Below are 22,851 nucleotides of genomic sequence, written 5' to 3' on the forward strand. Positions count from 1 at the left end.
AAAAGATATATGAGCACGGAAAAAAAAGAAATATTCGATAGAGTTGCAAAAACTTTGGAAACTCAGGGTTTTACAATTGCTTCAAAAGATGAAACCAGACCATGGGGAGGTTTTTTTGTAATAGATGAAACACAGGCACAGGATTTTGCCAACCAATACTTTGATGGAATTGATGTGGAGAACTTAAGAATAGGCGGGAAGCTAAGTCCAAAAATTCTTATTGTAGCTCCAGAAGCAAGATTAAGCTGGCAGTATCACCACAGAAGAGCAGAGATCTGGCAGGTTGTAGAAGGAACGGTAGGAATCAAAAGAAGTCCTACAGATGAAGAAGGAGAAATTGGAGAATACCGTCCGAAAGATCAGGTCAAACTTCAACAGGGAGAAAGACACAGATTGATAGGGCTTTCAGGCTGGGGAATTGTAGCCGAAATCTGGCAGCATACTGATGCATCCAACCCTTCAGACGAAGATGATATCGTAAGAGTACAGGATGACTTTGGAAGATAAAATGAAAGAGCAGTATCAATTTTGATACTGCTCTTTTTATTGGGTAAGGAAGCAGGATGCTGGAAGAGGAGATTTACTGTCTGTTTTCATAAAACCTGTCCATTATTTTACCATCGAATTTATTGATCGAGATAGGTCTCCGGATTTTTGTAAAAATATATGAATACTTAAACCTTATAGATTTTAGAAACCTATAAGGTTTTTTTGAAAGTTTTGATGATAAAAAAACAGCATCAATTTGATGCTGTTTTATATTTTCAAGGATTTTCTGAAACAGAAAAAGAAGTTATAAATATTTCAACTCAATAAACTGTCCAGCAGTATTTCAATCTCCCTCTTTAAAACGTTACGTCCAGTCCCACATAAAAGTTCGCTTTCATAATTGGGGCATATACCATTCCGCCATCAAAATAATTTCCGAAAGGATTTTTAAAATCGATGATTGCATTTTTTTGGTAATATGAAGTAAAGTTTTCTCCTCCTACATAAGCTCTAAGCTTCTTGTTGAAGTTTTTTGAGATCTGTGCATTCAGTACAGCATAAGAATTGGAATAGGTTGGTAACTGAAACTCTGCAGGATTACCAGCCATATTCGGAAGCCTTTGTTTTCCTACCCAGTTTAGTGTGGTATCAAAACTCCAGAATCCACCTTTATCGTTTTTGTTCGTAGCATAGGCAAGGTTAACAAACCCTCTGTGCTTTGCCATAAAAGGAACCTCTCTTCTACCATCAATATAATCTGCCTGTACATCATAATATTTATAAGCTAATCTTACATCAAAGTTTTTGAAAGGTGTAAAATCCCACTGTGTCTGAAATGAATTGGCAAATGATTTTCCTTCAAGGTTATAGAAGGTAAGCTGCTGAGGTGATCTGTCTAAATCTACTAATACCTGATCCTGGAAATCGGTTCTGAAAAAATCAGCAATAATTGTGGATTTTCTTCCGAAAAGCTTGAACTCCTGCTGTAAACTTGCTCCATAGTTCCATGCAATCTCAGGTTTTAAACCATAAATATTTCCTCCATTAGGCATGATGTTAATCACTCTGTTAGAAGCAAAATACTGCTGGCTTTCTGCAAAAACATTCGCTGTTCTGAATCCTCTTCCTGCAGAAAGTCTTAAAATAGTCTGTGGAGTAAAATCATATTTAAAATTAACTCTTGGCGTAAACTGAGTTCCTGCCAGATTGTGGAAATCCACTCGGGTTCCTGCTACTAAAGTATATTTTAATCCTGTTAAGGTATATTCAGCGAAAATTCCTGGAACAATTTCATTTCTCTTGATATTATCCGTTAAATAAGTTTCCCCATAACCATCATACAGGAAGCTTGCTCCTGCTTTATATTTATGGTTAGTGTTTCCAAGAATACTTTCAAAAATTAAATTGGAATAATATGTATGCTGTTTTCCGGCATAATTTCTCAATCCGAAGAAGCTATCCTGCTGGTGATAAACATATTGGTTCATCCAGCCAATACTCTGATAAGGTCTTCCTTTAAAAACATACCCTGTTTTATTCCAAACCTGAAATCTTGAAATATCAATCCCCACACCATAGGCAGGTTGTTTATCCTGAGCCAGTTTTTTATCAAATGCAGTTTGTCCTGCAGTTCTCTCATCTCGGATAAAATTAATTCCAAAGTGAGATCCGAATCCTGACTTTTCCAGATCGTTATAGTTAAGAAGATAAGCTGCATTGATCTGAGTCCCTTTTGGTCTGTCCAGGAAGCCATCGTGATTCATATCTGTATTCCCGAAAGTTCCGTTTCCATGAAGAAGGAAAGTCTGTGACCATTTATCATTAATGGGAGACACACTGGTAATATTCGCTTCAGCCCTTCCATTAAAATCAGAAAACAGGTTTAGGGAAGTTTCCGGAGTCTTGGCATTCTTCAACAATTCAGTGTTGATCTGTCCTGTAATACTTTCATAACCGTTGGTTACAGTACTTCCTCCTTTCGTCAGTTGGATGCTTTCAATCCATCTTCCGGGAATAAAATTTAATCCGTATGCTGAAGCCAGTCCTCTGATCTCGGGAAGTTGTTCTTTCGTTAAGCTTGTGTATTTTTGATCCAGCCCCAGCATTTTCAGCTGTTTTGTTCCTATTACCGCATTGCTGAAAGATACATCTACTGTGGCATTCGTCTCAAAGCTTTCAGATAAATTACAACATGCCGCTTTTAATAGTTCTTTTTTATCAATATTAAAGACCAAGCCTGCTTCTTTCTTGTTTAAAGAAGTCGCTGCTTTAGAACCTGTTACTACAACACCATCAATACTCTTCTCGTGTTTGCTGTGAGAATCATTATCAGAGGAAGCCGAATGATTATTATGATCTTCATGTTTAGCTTCTTCTTCATAATGAACTTTTGGGTTAGGTTCTCCAAAAGTAAAATCCCTGTCATACAGACAGCATCCCGGAAGCCCATTGTAAGTAGTGTCTAAGGCCTTGTATTTTTCGTTATCATGGCCAACATCAGCAATCGCTTTTAAAATTTTATCCGATGAGGTTTTTGCAGCATCAAAATGTAAAGCAACCGTTTGTTTTTCTGCACTCCATTCCGCGGAATCTGCTCCTGCTCTCTGAGCTGCTTTTTCAATTCTTGCTTTGCATGAAGCACAGTTTCCTCTTACGTAAAATTCATTTTCTTTTTTGACTGCAGGATGATGCTCATGATGCTCAGTTGTAGCTTGAGTAGGCTGTAAATCTCTTTCGTATAGACAACATCCCGGCAGGTTTTTGTAAACATCATCAGAAGCTTTAAATTTTTCATTATCATGACCTGCTTCCGCTACTTTTTTTAGAACTTCATCTGTGGAAACCTTATCCGTTTCTAAAGTCAATGTTTGAAGATCAATAGAATAAACAGCCGTTTTTGCGCCTGCCTTTTTAGCGGCTCCTTCAATTCTTGTTTTGCACATTTCGCAGTTCCCTTTTACTTTGAACTGGTTTTTCTGAAGGTTTTGAGCGGATATAAATGGTGTAAATAAGAATAATGTACCAAGTATCAACCTGGAAATATATAATTTCATTTGTTAAAGTTTAAATTAATTAAAATACAGTTCGATACGGGATGTAACGAACTCAGAATGTTTTTAATTAACCTATTTTAGGCGGTTGCCAGATTTCCTTTAAACGATCTGAAAGATAAGGATCTGAATATTGAAACTGAGGATTCTTATTTGTTTTGTAATAAGACAGTTCCAGGCGTAGGTTTTTTGAAAAAGGAGTCTCAATAAAGGTATAACAGATAGCACATGATGAACAGCAGTCATCATTGCAGGATGATTTTGTAGAATCGTGTTTTCCGTTCTTTTTTGAGGAGTGATTTTTACAGCAGTCACTTTTCTTTTCGGATTCTGCTTTGCAGCAGGTTTCCTTCATAGATTGACTGTAGAAACTATCCTTGGGAACCAGAAAGATTCCCAAACAAAATACTATTGCAAGTATGTGAAACAGCTTCATATCTGCAAAAATACAAAATTTATGGCAAAGGATCACCAACTTTTAGCGAACAGCTGTGCCAAGGTTCCCCATGTGCAGGGTTTACTTTTGGTTTTTCTCCCATGGCCAGATTTTGTGAAGCCACCTGGGCAGGGGTTGGAGTAGGGGTAACCTGAATATTATTTTGAATCGTTTGTTGGGTTGGAGCCGGTTTACTGCTCAAAGGCTGTCCAACAGGAATATCACATCGGTGTCCCGGTTGCCCGTGTGGTGGGTTCATTCCCGGAGCCGTTTTCCCAGGTTTAGCATTGCTGTTCATAGTTATTTTCGCTGGAGATGCTGAGCTAGGGTCAATTTGAATGGCATTGTTAGCACCTACGCTGATGTTTTGTGAAGCAGGAGCAGCTGCAGGCTGGCTATTTAAAGGTTGTCCAACAGGAATATCACATCGGTGTCCCGGTTGTCCGTGCGCAGGATTCATTCCTGGAGCATTAGCCAGATCAACCGTTGCCGGATTGGATTGAACTCCCGCCTGATCCATTAATGAAACCTTTGGGGTATTATTGATAGCGACAGAAGATTGCTGAGAACCATCTTCTTCTTTTAAATAAGTTGCCTTTTCATCTTTCTTACAAGAGACAGCTAATATTGATACAGAGATCAAACCTAAAAACGTATTCTTCATATCCTTAATTGGGTATAAAGCAAAATTAGCAAAACATTTTTAATTGTTTTGCTAATTTTATATTTATAATACGGTTTTTAGATTAATTTTTTACAAGAAGTCTAAATCCTTCACCGTGAACGTTGATAATTTCTAATCCTTCGTCATCTTTCAATAATTTACGAAGCTTGGCAATATACACGTCCATACTTCTTGCTGTAAAGTAATTTTCCTTTTTCCAGATCTTTCTAAGAGCAAGGTCTCTTGGCATGAAATCGTTTCTGTGGATGCAAAGAAGTTTCAATAATTCGTTTTCTTTTGGAGAAAGCTTATATTCCTTATCACCTACCTTCAGCTGTCTCAGCATAGAATCGAAAAAGATATTGCTAATCTTGAATTGCTCCTGTTCCTCATTTTCCAGGGTAGAGCTTCTTTGAAGAATTGCTTTGATCTTGTATAAAAGAAGTTCCGTATCAAATGGTTTCGTGATGTAATCATCAGCTCCCAGTTGGTACCCTTTAAGGATATCTTCTCTCATATTTCTTGCTGTAAGGAATATGATCGGTGTATTTTTATCAATCTTTTTTACATCTTCAGCCAATGAAAACCCATCTTTCTTAGGCATCATGACGTCAAATATACAGATGTCGAATTCATTTTCCGTAAATTCTTTCAATCCCTGTTCTCCATCAGTAGCAAGGGTTACTTCAAAATTATTGATTGTTAAATAATCTTTAAGCACCGCCCCGAAACTCTGATCGTCCTCTACTAATAATATTCTGTTGCTCATAACTTTTACTAATTAATAATTAACAATTAAGAATGAACTATCTCACTCTCACTCTTCTTATATTTTGTTTTTTTGGTTCTTTATTTTATCGATACTTATATTTATCCCATTGGAAGTTTTATCGTAAACGTACTTCCAGCTCCTTTGTTAGATTCTACGATAATCTGCCCTTTGTGCAGTTCTACAATCTTTTTTACATAGGAAAGGCCTAATCCCTGTCCCTTTACATTGTGAATATTTCCGGTTTCTTCCCTGAAGAATTTCTCGAAAATTTTTGTTTTATTCTGGGTTTCCATTCCCATTCCTTTATCTGAGATCTCAATAACATACCAATGGCCTTCATTTTTAGTTTCTACATGAATTTCCGGCGCTTCGGGAGAATACTTGTTCGCATTATCCAGTAGATTCACCAGCATATTCGAGATGTGAAACTCATCAATTTTAAAATTATAATGAGTGGCATTGAATTCTTGAGTCAGAGTACCGTTTCTTTGCTGTACAATCAGATTGAAGGATTCTGTTGTCCTTTTAATTAATTCCCTAACATTGGTTTCCCTTAGGAATAGTTCTACTTCATTTCTTTCAAGCTTAGACATATTCAGGACATTTTCCACCTGCTTTTTCATTCTCAGATTTTCCTGCTTAATCAATTCCGAATAGTATTTTACTTTATCCGGATTAGTAGCAATTTTGTCATTCGCTAATGAATCCGTTGCGACGGAAATAGTTGCGAGCGGTGTCTTGAATTCATGAGACATATTATTGATGAAATCTGTTTTCACTTCAGCAAGTTTTTTCTGTCTCATCATATAATTAATAGAAATGATATAAATTCCAAGAATCGTAAGCAATGAAAGGAAAGTTCCCAAGAGCATCGGCCAGTTGTTCATTGCCAAAGCATATTCCTTTTTAGGGAATACTAAAGCAAGATTGTATAAAGTATTGTATTTTTTATCTGTGAAAAGAGGATAGCTATAGGTATTGCTGTCTTTTTTTTCTTTGTAAGCCTTATTGGCAATGGTGGTAAGTTTATTGTCTTTATCAATAATTCCATACCCGAACTTTGCTGTAATCCCTCGGATTTTCAATTCTTTTGTGATCACTGAGTCAAGAGTGGCCGGGCTTACCCTTTGTGCAATAGGTAAATTGTTTCCATATACCTTTACAAACTCTTTTACGGCATAATCCCCGGTTTCAATATCCTGATTGATATCCGAGGTAAGAATTTCGCGGTTGGTGGTATCTCTTTTTATTTTATAAGCGGCTTCATCAGTATATAAAGTTGTCAGCTTTACAGAGTCTCCTTTTTTAGAAATAGGAAGCTGTGCATTGGAAATAATATTTTTGGAATAGATAATTTGTCTCTGAGTCCCGGAATCCTCTACCTGTTGAATAGTAGTAAGTGAGGGGTTCTTACTGTTGGCAAGGATTGTACTTCTGTTATCCTTGGTAAGATATTTATCGGCTTCAATTTCTTCAATTGTTTTTGATGTACTTTCTAAAACAGAATAAACTTTATTGGAAAAGTCCTGTTCCAGTACACCGTAATAGCCTTTCAGCCAATAAAATTGGAGCGTAACAAAGACAATCAGTGAGATCGTCATAAACACCGAAATTATTGGGATGAATTTATTATTCATTATTTAATTGTATATGTTTTGGAAAAATGAATGTTAAAATTAATTGTTTTAAGACTACGTAAACAAAAAACGAGCCAAAAAATTATGTTTTTTTTCTTAAAAGATAGTTTTTTAACAATTATTTATGAATTATTGTTTACTTGTCATAGGAAAAGTCCTTTCTGTAAATAAAGCGCTAACTTTATTTAAAATTATTACTTTATGGAATCTAATATCATTTTCAACAAAGATTTTGACTCGAAAAGCGTGTATGTAATGAATATTTACAACACTGATGTTTCGAAAGTGTGGAATTATTTTACCCAATCCGAATTATTGGATCAGTGGTGGGGTCCCAGACCCTGGAAGTGCGAAACAGTAAAACAGGATTTTAAAGAAAACGGGATCTGGCTGTATGCAATGGTAGGTCCGAATGGTGAAAAAGGATATTCTCAATCCCAATACGGGGAGATTATAGAACATAGAAGTTTTGATTGGACAAGTGCTTTCTGTAATGAAAACGGAGAAGTGAACGAAGAAGCCCCAAGATCAAAATGGCTGATTGGTTTTACAGGAGTAGAAGAAGGAACAAAAGTAACGGTAAATATTCACTATCAGTCCGAAGAAGTCATGAAAAAAATGCTGGATATGGGATTTGAAGAAGGTTTTAAAATGGGATTGAGTCAACTAAAGGAAATCATTGGGTGATAGGATAGTAAAAATGTGATGATAGATCATAAATTTTATGATATGAAAATAGGGTACTTCAATTGAGGTACCCTATTTAATGTTTCGCATTATTTCAGACTTAGAGTTTTGTATGCTCATGAAAGTTTTCTATAAAATGGTGAAATTCAGATATAATCAATTGGTAACGAAATGGTTTTGGGTGTTGATTTTATTCAAAAAAAATAGAGACAAGTTTTATTTGTCTCTATTTGCATAAGGAATATGGCGTTTTTTTGTTTATTAAATTTTCAAAGTACCGTGTTTTCACACTTAAATAAGCTCTTCTTCCTGAAAATACTGAATAATAGCCTTTTTCATAAGCAAGCTCTGTTCATTAGGCTTTAATTCCGGAAGATCTTCCAGCTTGTCAAACTGGGGCCACCCATCTTCATAGTGAGTGAATTTATAATATCCAAAAGGTTCAAGCAATCTGCAAACTGCAATATGGATAAGGTTTACTTTATCTTCTTTTGTATATTTTTGTTGTCCACTGCCCAATTCCTGTAGACCAATTAAAAACAGTAACGTTTCAATAGGCGGATTTTTCTCGGTTTGAAAATTATCTTCGAAGAACTGTTCTATTTTTTTCCAATATTCGGACTCGTTCATATAATTTACATTATTAATGTTTTGATTCCTCTTCTCATTTCATTTGTAAAGGAGGAAAGTTATTTTCAAAGTTTCGTCAACTTTGTTTTATTCTTTATTATCAATCTTTAATAAGAATGCATATTCTAATGCATCTTCTTTCAGAGATTCAAATCTTCCACTGGCACCTCCGTGTCCTGAACTCATATCTGTTTTAAAAACCAGAATATTGTTGTCTGTCTTTAATTCCCTAAGTTTGGCTGTCCATTTAGCAGGCTCCCAATACTGTACCTGGGAATCATGGAATCCTGTTGTGATAAGGATATTTGGATAGTCTTTAGCTTCTACATTATCATAAGGAGAATACTCTTTCATATAATGATAATATTCTTTGTCATTTGGATTTCCCCATTCATCATATTCTCCGGTCGTTAATGGGATTGTATCATCCAGCATTGTAGTCACAACATCTACAAACGGAACCTGTGCAACAATTCCATTGAATAATTGTGGTTCATAATTGACAACGGCTCCCACCAAAAGTCCGCCTGCACTTCCACCCATTGCATATAAATGCTTGGATGAAGTATAGTTTTCCTTTATCAGATATTTTCCTGCATCAATGAAATCGAAGAAAGTATTTTTCTTGAATAGCATTTTTCCATCCTCATACCATTCTCTTCCCAGGTATTCACCACCACGGATGTGAGCAATAGCATAAATAAAACCACGATCAAGAATAGAAAGTCTTACATTGGAGAAACTGGCGTCTACAGTGTGTCCATAACTTCCATATCCATAAAGTAGAAGGGGAGTGTCTGCTGTTTTTTTGGTGTCCTTATGATACACCAGAGAAATGGGGATTTTTGTTTCTCCATCTCTGGAATCTGCCCAGATTCTTTCGGATATATAATTTTCCGGGAAGAATTTTCCACCTAAAACCTCTTGTTGTTTCAGAAGTTTTGTGGTTTTATCTTTCATGTTATACTCATAGGTAGAACCAGGCTGAGTAAGGGAAGTGTAACCATAACGTAACACCTCTGTATCAAATTCAAGGTTGATTCCTATATAAGCAGTATAAGTTGGATCAGAGAATGGGAGATAATAGGACTCTTTGGTTTTTTCATCAATAATTTTGATTTGAAGAAGCCCTTTTTCTCTTTCTTCCAGAACCAGATAGTCTTTGAAAATTTCAAATCCTTCTAGTAATACTTCAGCACGGTGTGGGATAACGTCTACCCAGTTTTCCATACTGCAGTGGTCAATCTTTGTTTTTACAATTTTGAAATTCGTGGCATCATCAGCATTTGTAATAATGTAGAATTCGTCTTCATAATGTTCTACAGAATATTCTAGATCATCTATTCTTGGCTGGATAACTTTCCATTCTGCAAAAACATTGTCTGCAGGAATAAAATGATGCTCATCAGAAATCGTGCTTGAACTTGCAATAAAAATATATTGTAAGGATTTTGTTTTAAATACGTTTACATCAAAAGTATCATCCTTCTCATGGAAGATAAGGGCATCTTCAGAAGAATCTGTTCCTAGTTTATGTCTGTAAACCTGAAATGCACGAAGACTTTTGTCTTTTCTGATATAGAAAACATGTTGATTGTCATTCGCCCAAACTGCTTTTCCTGTCGTGTTGAATATTTTATCCGGAAGAATTTCACCGGTCTTTAAGTTTTTGAAGTTTAAAGTATAAATTCTTCTTCCTACATTATCTGAAGAAAAAGAAGTCATTTCGTTATTAGGGCTTACCGCAACACTTCCCACTTCAAAGAAATCTTCACCTTCCGCTAAAATATTTACGTCAAGTATAATTTCCTCTTCGTTATCCATGCTTTCATGCTTTCTACAGAAAATAGGATATTCTTTGCCTTCTTCATAGCGTACAATATACCAGTATCCGTTGAAGAAATATGGTAGTGATTCGTCATCCTTTTTATAACGGGCTTTCATCTCTTCGAAGAGTTCTTCCTGAAGTTCTTCGGTGTCTTTCATGATGAATTCTTCGTAAGCATTTTCTTCTTCAAGATATTGAATGACTTCCGGGTTTTCCCTTTCATTAAGCCAGAAGTAATGGTCTGCTCTTCTGTCGCCGTGGGTTTCTAGTATTTTTTCTATTTTTTTTGCCTGTGGAGCTTTCATCAGAATATTTTAATTTTTGTACGGCCAGAACGACTTCCGGGAACGTACTATTCAATGTTAATTTTTGTTCAAATGTAGTTAAAAAAAAACCATCTTTCCTTTATTGGAGAGATGGTTAGCTTTATTTTTGTATTAAAGACTATTTGTGTAGTGCTTTAATATATTTTTCTAGGGCCATGGTCATAGAAGGAGTTTCCTTCGTAGGAGCCATTAAGTCTACCTTTAATCCTGCTTCTTCTGCAGCAGCTAAAGTAGTATTTCCAAAAACTCCGATCTTTGTTTCATCTTGTTTGAAGTCTGGAAAGTTTTGTTGCAGAGACTTAATTCCCTGTGGACTGAAGAAGATCAACATGTCATAATCTTTAATGTTGATGTCTGTCAGGTCACTGCATACAGTGCGGTACATGATTGCTCTTGTCCATTCTACGTTTGCAGAATCTAAAGTTTTTACAATATCCGGGCTTAAAACATCTGAAGATGGCAACAGATATTTTTCAGTGGGAAACTTCTTGAATAGAGGAAGTAGATCTGAGAAGTTTTTCTCCCCAAAGCTGATCTTTCTTTTTCTGTACACAATGTGCTTCTGAAGATAGTTGGCAATTGCCTCCGACTGGCAGATATATCTCATTGTATCCGGAACTGCAAAACGTAATTCTTCTGCAAGTCTGAAGTAATGGTCAATAGCATTTTTACTGGTGAAAATGATACCAGTATATTGTGTCAGATCTATTTTCTGAGTTCTGAGTTCTTTATTGTCAACCCCTTCGACGTGGATAAATGGACGGAAATCAATCTTTATTTTTTCCTTCTTCGCTATATCCAGATATGGAGAAGACTCACTAGGCGCTGGTTGAGAAACCAATATAGACTTTATTCTCATCTTTGACTTTATTAAAAAAATAACAACTTCCAAAGCAGTAACAATGGTGCGATTTGGAGCGTGCAAATATACAAAAATTTATAATACCATTTCTCTGGAAGAATCTTGTTCTTGTGAAATAAATAGAAAAAAACTTTGAAAATGAACACAAAAGAAAAGAAGAAGAAATAATATGAGAAGATTTTATTTCTGTCTATTGGGAAGTAATAATGGCTAACACACAGAATTATCAACAAAAAAGACAGGATAAAATAAAATTTTGTGGCGGTAAAATAAAAAATAGTCCATTTTTTTCCATCACCTATACTTTGATAAAATAAAAAGCCTAATGTAGATTTTATCAGGTAAAAAAAGATAACGGCCAGAAAGGTATATCCAAACTTATTCAGTTGATACCCTACAATCTGTATATCTGCAATAAATTTAGGCACTACCGGAATATACTGAGAGATCAGTACAGATAAAGTAAGTGTAGTTACGCAGGATGTAATAATCCAGCTGGGAAGGTTATTGCTTGCATCGAAATACTTTTGAAGCAAGAAATCTTTAAGACTTGCATCTCTTTCTATAATGTTCATCATAAAAACATATAAAAATATACAGCCTATAAGTATAAAAATTACCCAGTCGTTATTCTCAGGTATTCTTACATAGTTGATGTAGTTTGGTGATGATGGCAAATTTTAAGTTTTTTATTTTTTTATTTAACTATAAATAACACAACTTGGCATAGAATTTCTTTATTGCTTCATCTGTTAAATCTAATCTTAAACATCTTTTTCACTGATTTTTTACATCACTTACGATTGTGGAAAACAAGCTTAATCTGATCCACGAATCTTTGAAAAAGATTTTTGCAAAATTATAGATTATTTTGTATAAAATAAAAAGGTTAAATAAACTATCTTTGCAAACTGAAATGAAAAAACTCGTCATCATCCCAACGTATAACGAAAAGGAAAATATTGAAAATATTATTTCCGCGGTTTTTGCATTGGAGAATGACTTTCATATCTTAGTAGTGGATGATTCTTCTCCAGATGGAACAGCAGATGTAGTAAAGGAATTGCAGAAGAAGCACCCCCATTACCTGCATATTTCGATAAGACATAGTAAAGATGGTTTAGGTAAAGCCTATATTCATGGATTTAAATGGGCGATCGAAAATAAATACGACTACATTTTTGAAATGGATGCCGATTTTTCACATAACCCTAATGATCTTCCTAAACTTTTTGAAGCTTGTCAGAATGCTGATATGGCCATTGGTTCCCGGTATTCAAAAGGGGTAAATGTTGTCAACTGGCCTATGGGAAGAGTGTTGCTGTCCTATTTTGCATCAAAATATGTGAGATTTGTGTTAGGACTACCTATTCATGATACTACAGCCGGTTTTGTGTGCTTTTCCAGAAAAGTATTGGAAGAAATCGGATTGGATAATGTAAAATTGAAAGGGTACGGTTTTCAGATAGAAATGAAATTCAGAGCTTTTAAAAAAGGTTTTAGAATTGTAGAAGTTCCTATTATATTTACCAATAGAATTTTAGGAGAAAGCAAAATGAATGGCGGAATTATCCATGAAGCTGTTTTTGGTGTTTTAAACTTAAAATGGAAGTCAATCATCAATCGATTATAAAATAAAACATGGCTAATCCTTCCAATACAAAATATAGAAATAAGCTGACGAAAAATTTGATTCTTGTTTTTGTTTTTCTGGGGCTGTTTTCATGTAGTGATTATATTGATAAGCCTAAAAATCTTGTTGATGAGGAGGTGATGGCAGAAGTTATCGCTGATCTTGTGATGAATGATCAGGTTAATTTTATGTATCAGAACCGGAATATGGAAGCCGGTACCAGATTTATTTTGAAATCCCATCATGTAAAACCGGATGATTTTGTTGAAAGTTTTAAGTATTATGTGATTAAAGAAGAAATGGAAGGCATTGCGACCGAAGCACAGCAAATTTTACTCAAGAAAGATCCTAAAGCGGATCAATATGTAAAAGATAAGCTGAAGAAAACCGAATTAGGAATGCCTCAAAAATAATTAATGATGAAGCGGGTTTAGCCCGGACAATGATAATCGCTGATCGAAGCGAATTAAAAAAGAGTACAGATGAAATTTTTTAATATCGAAAAAACCTCTGAAGGAAAAGCTAGGGCAGGGGAAATTACTACAGACCACGGGAAGATTCAAACCCCTATTTTTATGCCGGTAGGAACTGTTGCAAGTGTGAAAACAGTTCATCAGAGAGAATTAAAAGAAGACATTAAAGCCCAAATTATTTTGGGCAATACATACCATCTTTATCTTCGTCCAGGAATGGAAACGATGCAGGATGCCGGTGGTTTACATAAATTTATGAACTGGGACCTTCCTATTCTTACGGATTCTGGAGGTTTTCAGGTGTTCTCGTTAGCGAGCAACAGAAAAATGACAGAAGAGGGAGCGAGATTCAAATCTCATATTGACGGAAGTTATCACATGTTCTCTCCGGAAAGATCAATGGAAATCCAAAGACAGATCGGGGCAGATATTTTCATGGCTTTTGATGAATGTACTCCTTACCCTTGTGAATACAATCAGGCAAAATCATCTATGGAGCTTACCCACCGTTGGCTGAAAAGATGTATCGAATGGACTAATGATAATCCTGAATTATACGGGCATAAGCAAAGACTTTTCCCAATTGTTCAGGGATCTACTTATTCTGATTTAAGAAAAATTTCAGCGGAAGTAATTTCTGAAGCAGGAGCAGAAGGAAATGCGATCGGAGGACTTTCTGTAGGAGAACCAGAAGAGGAAATGTACAGAATTACAGATGAAGTAACAGATATTCTCCCAAAAGAAAAACCAAGATACCTGATGGGAGTTGGAACTCCTTGGAACATTCTTGAATCTATTGGGTTAGGAATTGATATGATGGATTGCGTGATGCCTACAAGAAATGCCAGAAATGCAATGCTTTTCACATGGCAAGGGGTAATGAATCTTAAAAATGAAAAATGGAAACGTGATTTTTCGCCTTTGGATGAATTCGGGACAAGCTTTGTAGATCGTGAATATTCAAAAGCATATCTTCGTCATCTATTTGTATCCAAAGAATATCTGGCGAAGCAAATCGCTTCAATTCATAACTTAGCATTTTATCTTGATTTGGTAAAAGTAGCCAGAGAACATATCATTGCGGGAGATTTCTATGAGTGGAAAAATTCTATAGTACCGGTTCTTAGACAAAGACTGTAAAAAGACGTATGCTTAAGATTGTAGACAGATATATCATCAAAAAATACCTTGGAACTTTTAGTTTCATGCTGGTACTGTTGTCTATAGTAGTACTTGTTATCGATGTTCAGCAAAAAATTCCAAGGATAGAAAATGCAAAAGCTCTAGATCCTAAACTGGATCTTGGGTATTTTCTGCTTCACTTTTATCCTTACTGGATCATTAATCTAGTAGTGACATTCCTTTCCATTCTGGTATTTATTACGGTGATCTATTTCACTTCCAGAATGGCAAACAATACTGAAATTGTTGCTATTATCAGTAGTGGAGCTAGTTTTCACAGGTTTTCAAAACCGTATCTGTATACTTCTATTCTGATTGCATTAATGGCGCTTGTGGTGTATCATTTGGTTCTTCCTTGGGCTAATATCAAGAAAAACGAGTTGGAAGCGTATACCTATAATGCTGCCAATAAAGAAAAGATTCTGGGGACTGCTCCAGCCTCTTCACAGTTGAGTAAAACAGAGTATATCTTTGTAGATTCCTGGAATAAAAGAGAAAAAAGAGGATCCAGTTTTGTGTACCAAAAGTTTGATACTCACAGAAAAATGGTGTACGAATTAAAAGCTAGTGAAGTATATTGGGATCAGGATAAAAAGCAGTTCGTTTTAAATAATTATCTTGAAAAGACGATCAATAAAGATAATACGGAGAAACTGAATAATGGAGTAGAGCTTAGAAAAAACTATAGCCACTCTCCTGAAGAACTTTTTCCGAATGAGCTTTTAGGGCAAAATAAAACAACCCCTGAGCTTTTAAAATTCATAGAAAGAGAAAAAGCCAGAGGAAATAGTAATCTTAACTCTTATTTGAATGAGCTTCATCAGAGGACTTCAATGCCTGTTTCTATTATTATTCTGACTTTCCTTGCGCTCTCTCTGTCTTCTCAAAAGAAGAGAGGGGGATTAGGGATTAATCTTGCGATAGGGATTTCATTGGCCTTCCTGTTTGTCTTTTCATTTGAAGCTTTAAAAGTGGTTTCAGAAAATAAAAGTTTATCACCGGCTTTAGCGATGTGGTTGCCTAATCTGGTATTTCTTCCGCTTACTCTATATCTTTATATCAAAAGAGCTAATCAATAGAGGAGTTTTACCTCCTTGTGGTAAAAAGAACGCATGCCGTCTTTTTCCAATTCGATCCAAAGTTCTCCTTTATCATCTGCATTCCGGATGATGCCATTTTGTCTCTCTTTTTCAATTTCAAAGACAGAGATCTCATCCTTTCGAAACAGACTCTTATTGAAATGATCCAGTATTTCCTGGTCAGAAGGGATGTTTTTTAGTTTTTCTGACAAGAATTCATGAAGGTTTACACTAAGCTCTTCAAGGTTGAATTCATGCCCTGTCTGCGTCAGAAGTGAACCAGCGTTCGATATTGCTTCAAATTTGTCTTGAAGGATATTGATTCCGGTTCCAATAATAAAATAATTATTTTGATTAATTTTTTTCTTTTCAATCAAAATTCCAACGATTTTTTTACCTTTAAGGATAATATCATTCGGCCATTTAATTTTCACATCATTATCAGCCAAATTGGCAAGGAAATCCCTGACAATAATTGCGGTATAATAATTGAATATAAAGTCGGAACACAGTATGTTTTGAGTATTCACTGCCAGCGTATACGCCAGGTTTTTTCCGGCAGTCGGAATCCAGACATTTCCATACTGGCCACGGCCTTTAGTTTGATTAAAAGTATGCAATCCTATAAAATCTGAATTTTCGTAAAGTAAAAACTTTGATATTTCGTCATTAGTAGAAGAACATTCTTTCAGATAGAAGAGTTGGCTCATTTAAGAAAACTTTAAGACATTAAGGGGGTAAAAGTAAGGTTAAAGTAAAGAAAAAACAATAAATTTGCAGATTATAGTATTTTTTTAATGAATAAAACAGCAGAAAAACAAGCACTAATAGATAAAATCGTTGAAGCAATTCAAGATGTGAAGGGAGAAGATATTATGATCTTCGATCTTTCAAAAATTGAAAACTCAGTAGCGGAAACGTTCGTAATATGTAGCGGAAACTCGAATACACAGGTTTCAGCATTGGCTGGAAGTGTTGAGAAAAAAGTGAGAAACGATCTGAAAGATAGACCTTGGCATGTAGAAGGTACAGAAAACTCAATGTGGGTATTGGTAGATTATGTTTCAGTAGTGGTTCACATTTTCCAGAAAGAAGCACGTGAATATTACGATATCGAAGAACTTTGGGGTGACGCAGTCATTACCAAAATTGAAAATGAATAATAAAAAATTTAAAAAGTCTAAATGAATAACAAAGGATTCAATTGGTTCTTTCCTATTGCAATCATAGCTCTTTTGCTTTTCTTTGGTTCCAATTTCCTTGGTGGAGATACAGCAAAAACTATTGATGAGGATGGTTTCTTTAGAGAAATGCAGGCGGGGAAAGTCCAAAATATTATTATATACAAAGACATAGAGAAAGCTGATGTTTTCCTTACTAAAGAAGCAAAATCAGCAATGGTGAAAACCGGAAAGGAAAATAATCCTTTTTCAGCTTTAGATATGGCTCCAAAAGCAGACTATTCTGTGAAATATGGAGATCTTCAACTTTTCCTTCAGAAATTTGAACAGATCAAAACAACCAATCCGGCTATTAAAACAGCTAAAGATTATGGAACAGGCAAGAGTCCTTTCGCGGATATTCTTATATCTGCATTAATCTGGATTGCTATTCTGGGATTATTCTACTTCCTTCTTTTCAGAAAGATGGGTGGGGGCGGAGGTCCTGGCGGACAGATTTTCTCTATCGGAAAATCTAAAGCTAAGCTTTTCGATGAAAAAGAAAGAATTCAGGTAACATTTAAAGATGTTGCAGGATTAGAAGGTGCTAAAGAAGAAGTACAAGAAGTCGTAGATTTCTTGAAAAACTCTGAAAAATATACAAAATTAGGAGGTAAAATTCCTAAAGGTGTACTATTGGTAGGCCCTCCGGGAACAGGTAAGACCTTATTGGCGAAAGCTGTTGCTGGGGAAGCTAAAGTTCCGTTTTTCTCCCTTTCAGGATCTGATTTCGTAGAAATGTTTGTTGGGGTAGGAGCTTCAAGAGTAAGAGACCTTTTTGCTCAGGCTAAAGCTAAATCTCCGGCGATTATCTTTATCGATGAGATTGATGCTATCGGACGTGCAAGAGGAAAAAATAATTTCTCAGGCGGAAACGATGAAAGAGAAAATACATTGAACCAGCTTCTTACTGAAATGGATGGTTTCGGAACAGATGTAAATGTCATTGTAATGGCAGCTACCAACAGAGCGGATATCCTTGATAAAGCTTTGATGAGAGCAGGTCGTTTTGACCGTTCAATCTATGTAGATCTTCCTGAATTGCATGAAAGAAAAGATATCTTTGATGTTCATTTGAAGAAAATCAAACTTGATGATAATGTAGACAGAGATTTCTTAGCAAAACAAACTCCTGGATTCAGTGGAGCGGATATTGCTAATGTTTGTAATGAAGCAGCGTTGATTGCAGCGAGATATAACCATACTTCTGTTACAAAACAGGACTTCCTGGATGCGGTAGATAGAATTATTGGTGGTCTTGAAAAGAAAAATATGGCCATCAAGCCATCTGAAAAGAGAAGAGTTGCTTATCATGAAGCAGGTCATGCTACAATCTCTTGGCTGGTAGAACATGCATCCCCACTTTTAAAAGTAACGATTGTTCCAAGAGGACGTTCTTTAGGTGCAGCATGGTATCTTCCGGAAGAGAGACAACTTACTACTACTGAACAGATGTTGGATGAAATGTGTGCAACATTAGGAGGTAGAGCAGCTGAGCAGGTGATCTTCAACAATATCTCTACTGGAGCTCTTTCTGATTTAGAAACAGTAACGAAGAGAGCTCAGGCAATGGTGACGATCTACGGATTAAGCCCTAATATTGGTAATATTTCTTACTATGACAGTTCAGGGCAGTCTGAATATTCTTTCGGAAAACCTTATTCTGAAGAAACAGCTACTAAAATTGATGCAGAAATCAAATTGATTATCGAAAATCAGTATGAAAGAGCGGTAAGAATTCTTGACGAAAATAAAGATAAGCTTGATGCTCTGGCAAATAAACTGTTAGAAAAAGAAGTGATCTTCCGTGAAGACTTAGAAGAAATCTTTGGTAAAAGAGCATGGGATCCTGAATTGACAGAGAAACCGGTTACCAATACTATTCCTGAAAAAGATCTACCGGAAGTGTTGGAAACACCTCCAATTAAAGAAAAAGAAGAAGAAAGCGAAATACAGGCTCCTGAAAGCCCAACACAGCTTTAAAATTCTTAAAAAATAGGAAATATAAAACCTGACAACTTTAAAATTGTCAGGTTTTTTCATATTTAAGGAGATATTTTGGAATCTATTGTAATTTATTTTCTATTTTTGTATAAAGTTGACTAAAAATAAATTAAGTTGAATTTATTCAAGAGGATTGTAAGCAAACTTACCAACCAGCCTGAGGAAGAGGACAAACAGAGCCTGGAGAAGCTTGGGGATTCGCTGAAAAATGCGGATCTCGACTATAAGTTTGCGCAATTATTTACGCATTCAGGGGGATTTTTTAATTATTGTGCAGATGAAGCGGAGGCTCTACAAACTTTAAATCAAATTATCAAAATAGAAGGTATCAACAACCTGTTTTGTTGGGATAAGGAACTTCAGAACTTTTTAAATGTTGTGAAGACTTCTTATACTTCAGAATTGCAGCCGTCTAATGAAGCAGCATTCATTACATGTGAATACCTGATTGCTTATGACGGAAGAATTATGCTTTCTCATAATAATATTCTTCATTATCATTCCTCAAGGCTACCAGATAAGATTATTATCATTGCCAATGTTTCGCAGATTGTAAACAGCCTGAATGATGCCATGGGGAAAATAAAAAGGAACGGAAATATAAAGAACCTTACTTCCATTAGTGGAAGCCAGTCTAAAATGGACAGTTCTTCCAATTCCAATACAAAACTGTTTTTATTGCTGCTTGAAGATTAAGCAACCACTACTAAATTTTAAATTTTGGACAAAAATCTCATTCAAAGGACCGTTTCAGGTCTCGTTTATGTAGCCATTATCATTCTTTGTTCGACTCCGTTAGGGGCGCAACTTATTAACAGTGTTTTCCCTGGTCTTATTCAGCAACAATATCTTTATTATGGTCTGATAAGTCTTTTGTTGGTTGTAGGTACTTGGGAGTGTGTGAAACTAATGAAATTTGGAAAAGGATATGAAAAATGGGTAGTATATCCATTGGTTATTTTTATATTTTACATTTTTTCCAAAAGATACTTCCATCATGATTTCTTTTTTGATTTCAGATTGAGTGAGATATTAGCTCTTGCTCTCATTGGTATTGCTATAGTCACTTTATTTAAGTTTCCTAACGAATTATACTTTGACAACGGAAAATTGATTTTTACCGTTATTTACGTAGCCCTGCCATTCAGTTTTGCATTGGGATTACCTAAGTTCTCCAGCTATAACGATGGTTTTTCTATGGAAGTTCTTTTCCTTTTTATCCTGATCTGGAGTAGTGATACTTTTGCTTACCTCGTAGGAAAGTTCTTTGGAAAACATAAAATGGCACCTAAGATTTCGCCTAAAAAAACATGGGAAGGGTACGCTGGAGGTGTTGTTTTAACCTTAGTTCTATCGTACTTTATTGAGCATTATCAGCCTGAGTTGAGAGGGAACTGGATGATCGTAGGATTTCTAGTAGCAGCTTTTGCTCCACTGGGAGATTTGGTAGAAAGCCAACTGAAGAGAAACTTCGGTGTAAAGGATAGTGGAAACATCATTCCGGGGCATGGAGGAGTATTAGATAGACTGGATAGTTTTATTATCTGCGTTCCTGTCGTATATTTGTACTTTATTTTAGAAAAATTTATTTAGTCTCATGAAATTACATAGAGAATCAAAAGGAACGATTACCGTAGCCACGATACTTTTTCTGGTATTGGGGGCATTAGCTATCTATTTCCTTAAAATATGGTCTTTGCTGATCATTGCACCTTTGTTGGTTATTTACTGTCTGGTATTTTGGTTTTTCAGAGTCCCGAATCGTACTATTCTTGACCATAAAGAGAACGTAATTGCTCCGGTTGACGGAAAAGTGGTAATGATCAAAGAAGTGGAAGAAAATGAATTCATTAAAGGAAAGGCCATTCAGGTTTCTATCTTCATGTCTCCTTTGAACGTTCATATCTGTAGATACCCGGTTACAGGGAAGGTAATATATAAAAAATACCATCCTGGAAAATACCTGGTAGCATGGCATGAAAAGTCATCTACAGAGAATGAAAGAACAACCGTAGCTATTGAAACTGAAACCAATCATAAAGTGGTTTTCAGACAAATTGCAGGATATGTAGCCAGAAGGATCGTATTCTACTGTAATGAAGGAGATCAGGCTAAAGCCGGACATGAGTTTGGATTTATTAAATTCGGGTCAAGAATGGACGTATTTCTGCCTTTAGATACTGAAATCATCTGTAAGATCGGAGACATTACCAAAGGAGGATTGGATGTCATTGCCAAATTGAGAGATTAATATTAGGCAAAATCAAAACATATAGAAAGGAGAAAACGTAGTTTTCTCCTTTCTTATTTCTTTTTTAGATGTATAAATATGATAAACAGTATTATTGGTGGCGAAGGATATTGTTATGTGTCAGATTTTATATCCAACCATTATGTGAGATTAGCTTCCTTTTTGCCGTAAAAAATATTTCTTACTCCTTTTAAATAATCTCTATCTAATTGTTTTAGATGAAGATCTTTTATTTTATAAAACGAAACGTACTCGTCTGATTTTATAGATTCAAATTGTTGAGGATAGGTAATTAGAGAAAAAAATAACTAAAAAATAAATTTCTATTTCATTTTTTATTTGTTGAAGATTTAAATTGAAGCTCTTTTTTTACGATTTTTACTACTCACGAGTGTTATTGCGTGTGTATATTTCTTATCGTTATTGAGTTTTTAATAATAATTTTGCTAAGTAAAATCTATGTATACTTCCAAACAGATTTTCAAGGGACTTCAGATTTCGAGTAAGAGAATTTCCAAATTTTTCAAATGCAGTGAGGAAAAAATTCAGAAGATGTTTGAGCAAAAAGTATGGATAATGACCTTTTATTAAAATGGAGTAAGCTTTTAAAATATGATTTTTTAGATTATACACTGGCCATTTAATTTTAAATGCAGCCTCTATAAAAACCTAATTGCCTTTAAAAAATATATTCCCTGTATTTAGAAAAAGTGTGTATACTCAGAATGTGAAGAATTTTATTCTCGGAAAAATTTTTACGAAACAAATGACTCCTCATGAAGTGATTTTGAATTATAACATACCTAAAACAACTCTTTATAAATTATAAATGAATTAAGAAAAAATGATTAGATTAGATATGATACCAAATTATAAAAAAATATATACGATATTATCAGAGAGAAATATCCTGAGAAAAATAATGATTCTCAACTCAAAAATAGGATTGAGGATATGAATACTGTAATAGATATTTTCAATATGGATAGGCTAGTTTTTGGAGAAATTAAATATTCTAAAAATTAGCAATAAGCAACTCCGATCATATGACAAGAATTCTATTCTGGAAATTTTAAATTATCAGAAAAAATAATCTCAACAATACAGAACTTGCAAATCATTTTAAGATTAGCAGAAATAGTATTACTAAATGGAAAGAGTTCTTCCTACCTATCAATTTCATGATTTCTTGTAATTGAGCTTTTATTTGTAAATGAGTCTATACTGTGTTAGTTTTAAATACGTAATCTGTTTTTATTAATTTGTTTGCTGATTTTTTTAAATTAGCATTGTTGTAATATTCGGATTTTTATAGTGTTTAAGTTTCCAAACCTTCTTGGGCAATGACGCGAGTCAATTAAATTGTCCTTTACAATGATATTTTTAGGATGATGAAAAAAATATTTTATTATATAATCAATAGTGAGCTTGAATCACTGGATAATGATTTTGATCGCAATGATTTAATGCTTATCAATCGATATTTGCTTTTTCTTTTTTTGCTATTTCTATTCTATTCTGTTTTTATTATTTTTTTCTTTGGAGATCTTCTTAGTTCTGTATTCCTAATTATTATTACTCTTTTTTGGCTCGTTCTAATAAGTGTAAAAGGGAAGTTAGCAAGGTTC

Annotated in this window: 21 protein-coding genes; 11 read left to right on the plus strand and 10 right to left on the minus strand. The window is 34.9% G+C overall.

The window, feature by feature from the left end; genetic code table 11:
* The first annotated feature begins 9 nt into the window (after positions 1–9).
* Positions 10–507 (plus strand): cupin domain-containing protein, encoded by a 498-nt coding sequence (locus tag EL260_RS02100; RefSeq protein WP_123858638.1) that lies wholly within the window; start codon positions 10–12, stop codon positions 505–507.
* A gap of 338 nt (positions 508–845) precedes the next feature.
* On the opposite strand, the gene EL260_RS02105 is transcribed toward EL260_RS02100, so the two are convergent.
* The 5 genes from EL260_RS02105 to EL260_RS02125 form a co-directional block, all read right to left on the minus strand.
* Positions 846–3,542 (minus strand): TonB-dependent receptor domain-containing protein, encoded by a 2,697-nt coding sequence (locus EL260_RS02105; RefSeq protein ID WP_185145891.1) that lies wholly within the window; start codon positions 3,540–3,542, stop codon positions 846–848.
* 67 nt (positions 3,543–3,609) lie between these two features.
* Positions 3,610–3,975 (minus strand): hypothetical protein, encoded by a 366-nt coding sequence (locus EL260_RS02110; RefSeq protein WP_228445279.1) that lies wholly within the window; start codon positions 3,973–3,975, stop codon positions 3,610–3,612.
* A gap of 19 nt (positions 3,976–3,994) precedes the next feature.
* Entirely contained in the window at positions 3,995–4,639 is a 645-nt protein-coding gene (locus EL260_RS02115; RefSeq protein ID WP_123858639.1) for a polyadenylate binding domain-containing protein, read from the minus strand.
* A gap of 82 nt (positions 4,640–4,721) precedes the next feature.
* Positions 4,722–5,408, minus strand: coding sequence for a response regulator transcription factor (locus tag EL260_RS02120; RefSeq protein WP_002982671.1), 687 nt, complete (start codon positions 5,406–5,408; stop codon positions 4,722–4,724).
* Between the two features lie 101 nt (positions 5,409–5,509).
* Entirely contained in the window at positions 5,510–7,048 is a 1,539-nt protein-coding gene (locus EL260_RS02125; RefSeq protein WP_123858640.1) for a sensor histidine kinase, read from the minus strand.
* Between the two features lie 201 nt (positions 7,049–7,249).
* Here EL260_RS02125 and EL260_RS02130 point away from each other — a divergent pair, with 201 nt between their 5' ends.
* A complete protein-coding gene (locus tag EL260_RS02130) occupies positions 7,250–7,735 on the plus strand; it encodes an SRPBCC family protein (RefSeq protein WP_123858641.1) in 486 nt (161 codons plus the stop codon).
* A gap of 291 nt (positions 7,736–8,026) precedes the next feature.
* Here EL260_RS02130 and EL260_RS02135 read toward each other — a convergent pair whose 3' ends face one another.
* From EL260_RS02135 to EL260_RS02150, 4 genes are all read right to left on the minus strand, one after another.
* Entirely contained in the window at positions 8,027–8,365 is a 339-nt protein-coding gene (locus tag EL260_RS02135) for a hypothetical protein (protein WP_123858642.1), read from the minus strand.
* 87 nt (positions 8,366–8,452) lie between these two features.
* Entirely contained in the window at positions 8,453–10,498 is a 2,046-nt protein-coding gene (locus EL260_RS02140; protein ID WP_123858643.1) for a S9 family peptidase, read from the minus strand.
* A gap of 139 nt (positions 10,499–10,637) precedes the next feature.
* A complete protein-coding gene (locus tag EL260_RS02145; protein WP_034721908.1) occupies positions 10,638–11,378 on the minus strand; it encodes a uroporphyrinogen-III synthase in 741 nt (246 codons plus the stop codon).
* Positions 11,379–11,389: 11 nt separating this feature from the next.
* On the minus strand, positions 11,390–12,058 hold the full coding sequence (locus EL260_RS02150; RefSeq protein ID WP_123858644.1) for a DUF4271 domain-containing protein: 669 nt from the start codon (positions 12,056–12,058) through the stop codon (positions 11,390–11,392).
* A 239-nt stretch (positions 12,059–12,297) separates the two neighbouring features.
* Between EL260_RS02150 and EL260_RS02155 the strand changes: the two genes are divergently transcribed.
* From EL260_RS02155 to EL260_RS02170, 4 genes are all read left to right on the plus strand, one after another.
* Positions 12,298–13,014, plus strand: coding sequence for a polyprenol monophosphomannose synthase (locus EL260_RS02155; protein ID WP_123858645.1), 717 nt, complete (start codon positions 12,298–12,300; stop codon positions 13,012–13,014).
* 8 nt (positions 13,015–13,022) lie between these two features.
* Positions 13,023–13,427: a DUF4296 domain-containing protein gene (locus EL260_RS02160; protein WP_123858646.1), complete on the plus strand. Its 405-nt coding sequence runs from the start codon at positions 13,023–13,025 to the stop codon at positions 13,425–13,427.
* A gap of 69 nt (positions 13,428–13,496) precedes the next feature.
* The gene (tgt, locus tag EL260_RS02165; protein ID WP_123858647.1) at positions 13,497–14,627 is read left to right on the plus strand and encodes a tRNA guanosine(34) transglycosylase Tgt; all 1,131 of its coding nucleotides are present in this window, start codon (positions 13,497–13,499) and stop codon (positions 14,625–14,627) included.
* A gap of 8 nt (positions 14,628–14,635) precedes the next feature.
* Complete coding sequence (locus EL260_RS02170) at positions 14,636–15,748, plus strand: LptF/LptG family permease (RefSeq protein WP_123858648.1); 1,113 nt, start codon at positions 14,636–14,638, stop codon at positions 15,746–15,748.
* On the opposite strand, the gene EL260_RS02175 is transcribed toward EL260_RS02170, so the two are convergent.
* Positions 15,742–16,458, minus strand: coding sequence for a biotin--[acetyl-CoA-carboxylase] ligase (locus tag EL260_RS02175; RefSeq protein ID WP_123858649.1), 717 nt, complete (start codon positions 16,456–16,458; stop codon positions 15,742–15,744). The two genes, EL260_RS02170 and EL260_RS02175, sit on opposite strands and share 7 nt — an antisense overlap.
* 87 nt (positions 16,459–16,545) lie before the next feature.
* Between EL260_RS02175 and rsfS the strand changes: the two genes are divergently transcribed.
* The 5 genes from rsfS (at position 16,546) to EL260_RS02200 (ending at position 21,223) form a co-directional block, all read left to right on the plus strand.
* Positions 16,546–16,911 (plus strand): ribosome silencing factor, encoded by a 366-nt coding sequence (gene rsfS, locus EL260_RS02180; RefSeq protein ID WP_123858650.1) that lies wholly within the window; start codon positions 16,546–16,548, stop codon positions 16,909–16,911.
* A 21-nt stretch (positions 16,912–16,932) separates the two neighbouring features.
* Positions 16,933–18,951, plus strand: a complete 2,019-nt coding sequence (gene ftsH / locus EL260_RS02185) for an ATP-dependent zinc metalloprotease FtsH (protein WP_123858651.1) — start codon at positions 16,933–16,935, stop codon at positions 18,949–18,951.
* 135 nt (positions 18,952–19,086) lie between these two features.
* Entirely contained in the window at positions 19,087–19,668 is a 582-nt protein-coding gene (locus EL260_RS02190; RefSeq protein ID WP_164466590.1) for an LUD domain-containing protein, read from the plus strand.
* 24 nt (positions 19,669–19,692) lie between these two features.
* The gene (locus tag EL260_RS02195; RefSeq protein WP_123858653.1) at positions 19,693–20,565 is read left to right on the plus strand and encodes a phosphatidate cytidylyltransferase; all 873 of its coding nucleotides are present in this window, start codon (positions 19,693–19,695) and stop codon (positions 20,563–20,565) included.
* Between the two features lie 4 nt (positions 20,566–20,569).
* Positions 20,570–21,223 carry a phosphatidylserine decarboxylase family protein gene (locus EL260_RS02200; RefSeq protein WP_123858654.1) on the plus strand — a complete coding sequence of 218 codons (654 nt, stop codon included), beginning with the start codon at positions 20,570–20,572 and terminating at the stop codon, positions 21,221–21,223.
* Positions 21,224–22,851 lie beyond the last annotated feature (1,628 nt).

It is taken from the genome of Chryseobacterium nakagawai, assembly GCF_900637665.1.
Classification (GTDB): Bacteria; Bacteroidota; Bacteroidia; order Flavobacteriales; family Weeksellaceae; genus Chryseobacterium; species Chryseobacterium nakagawai.

Excerpts from the sequence above, each read along its gene's own strand:
- ftsH (WP_123858651.1), top strand. The coding sequence starts at position 16,933 with ATGAATAACAAAGGATTCAATTGGTTCTTTCCTATTGCAATCATAGCT.
- EL260_RS02175 (WP_123858649.1), bottom strand. The coding sequence starts at position 16,458 with ATGAGCCAACTCTTCTATCTGAAAGAATGTTCTTCTACTAATGACGAA.
- EL260_RS02140 (WP_123858643.1), bottom strand. The coding sequence starts at position 10,498 with ATGAAAGCTCCACAGGCAAAAAAAATAGAAAAAATACTAGAAACCCAC.
- EL260_RS02155 (WP_123858645.1), top strand. The coding sequence starts at position 12,298 with ATGAAAAAACTCGTCATCATCCCAACGTATAACGAAAAGGAAAATATT.
- EL260_RS02120 (WP_002982671.1), bottom strand. The coding sequence starts at position 5,408 with ATGAGCAACAGAATATTATTAGTAGAGGACGATCAGAGTTTCGGGGCG.
- EL260_RS02105 (WP_185145891.1), bottom strand. The coding sequence starts at position 3,542 with ATGAAATTATATATTTCCAGGTTGATACTTGGTACATTATTCTTATTT.
- EL260_RS02125 (WP_123858640.1), bottom strand. The coding sequence starts at position 7,048 with ATGAATAATAAATTCATCCCAATAATTTCGGTGTTTATGACGATCTCA.
- EL260_RS02100 (WP_123858638.1), top strand. The coding sequence starts at position 10 with ATGAGCACGGAAAAAAAAGAAATATTCGATAGAGTTGCAAAAACTTTG.
- EL260_RS02200 (WP_123858654.1), top strand. The coding sequence starts at position 20,570 with ATGAAATTACATAGAGAATCAAAAGGAACGATTACCGTAGCCACGATA.
- tgt (WP_123858647.1), top strand. The coding sequence starts at position 13,497 with ATGAAATTTTTTAATATCGAAAAAACCTCTGAAGGAAAAGCTAGGGCA.
- EL260_RS02145 (WP_034721908.1), bottom strand. The coding sequence starts at position 11,378 with ATGAGAATAAAGTCTATATTGGTTTCTCAACCAGCGCCTAGTGAGTCT.
- EL260_RS02170 (WP_123858648.1), top strand. The coding sequence starts at position 14,636 with ATGCTTAAGATTGTAGACAGATATATCATCAAAAAATACCTTGGAACT.
- rsfS (WP_123858650.1), top strand. The coding sequence starts at position 16,546 with ATGAATAAAACAGCAGAAAAACAAGCACTAATAGATAAAATCGTTGAA.
- EL260_RS02160 (WP_123858646.1), top strand. The coding sequence starts at position 13,023 with ATGGCTAATCCTTCCAATACAAAATATAGAAATAAGCTGACGAAAAAT.
- EL260_RS02115 (WP_123858639.1), bottom strand. The coding sequence starts at position 4,639 with ATGAAGAATACGTTTTTAGGTTTGATCTCTGTATCAATATTAGCTGTC.
- EL260_RS02130 (WP_123858641.1), top strand. The coding sequence starts at position 7,250 with ATGGAATCTAATATCATTTTCAACAAAGATTTTGACTCGAAAAGCGTG.
- EL260_RS02110 (WP_228445279.1), bottom strand. The coding sequence starts at position 3,975 with ATGAAGCTGTTTCACATACTTGCAATAGTATTTTGTTTGGGAATCTTT.
- EL260_RS02135 (WP_123858642.1), bottom strand. The coding sequence starts at position 8,365 with ATGAACGAGTCCGAATATTGGAAAAAAATAGAACAGTTCTTCGAAGAT.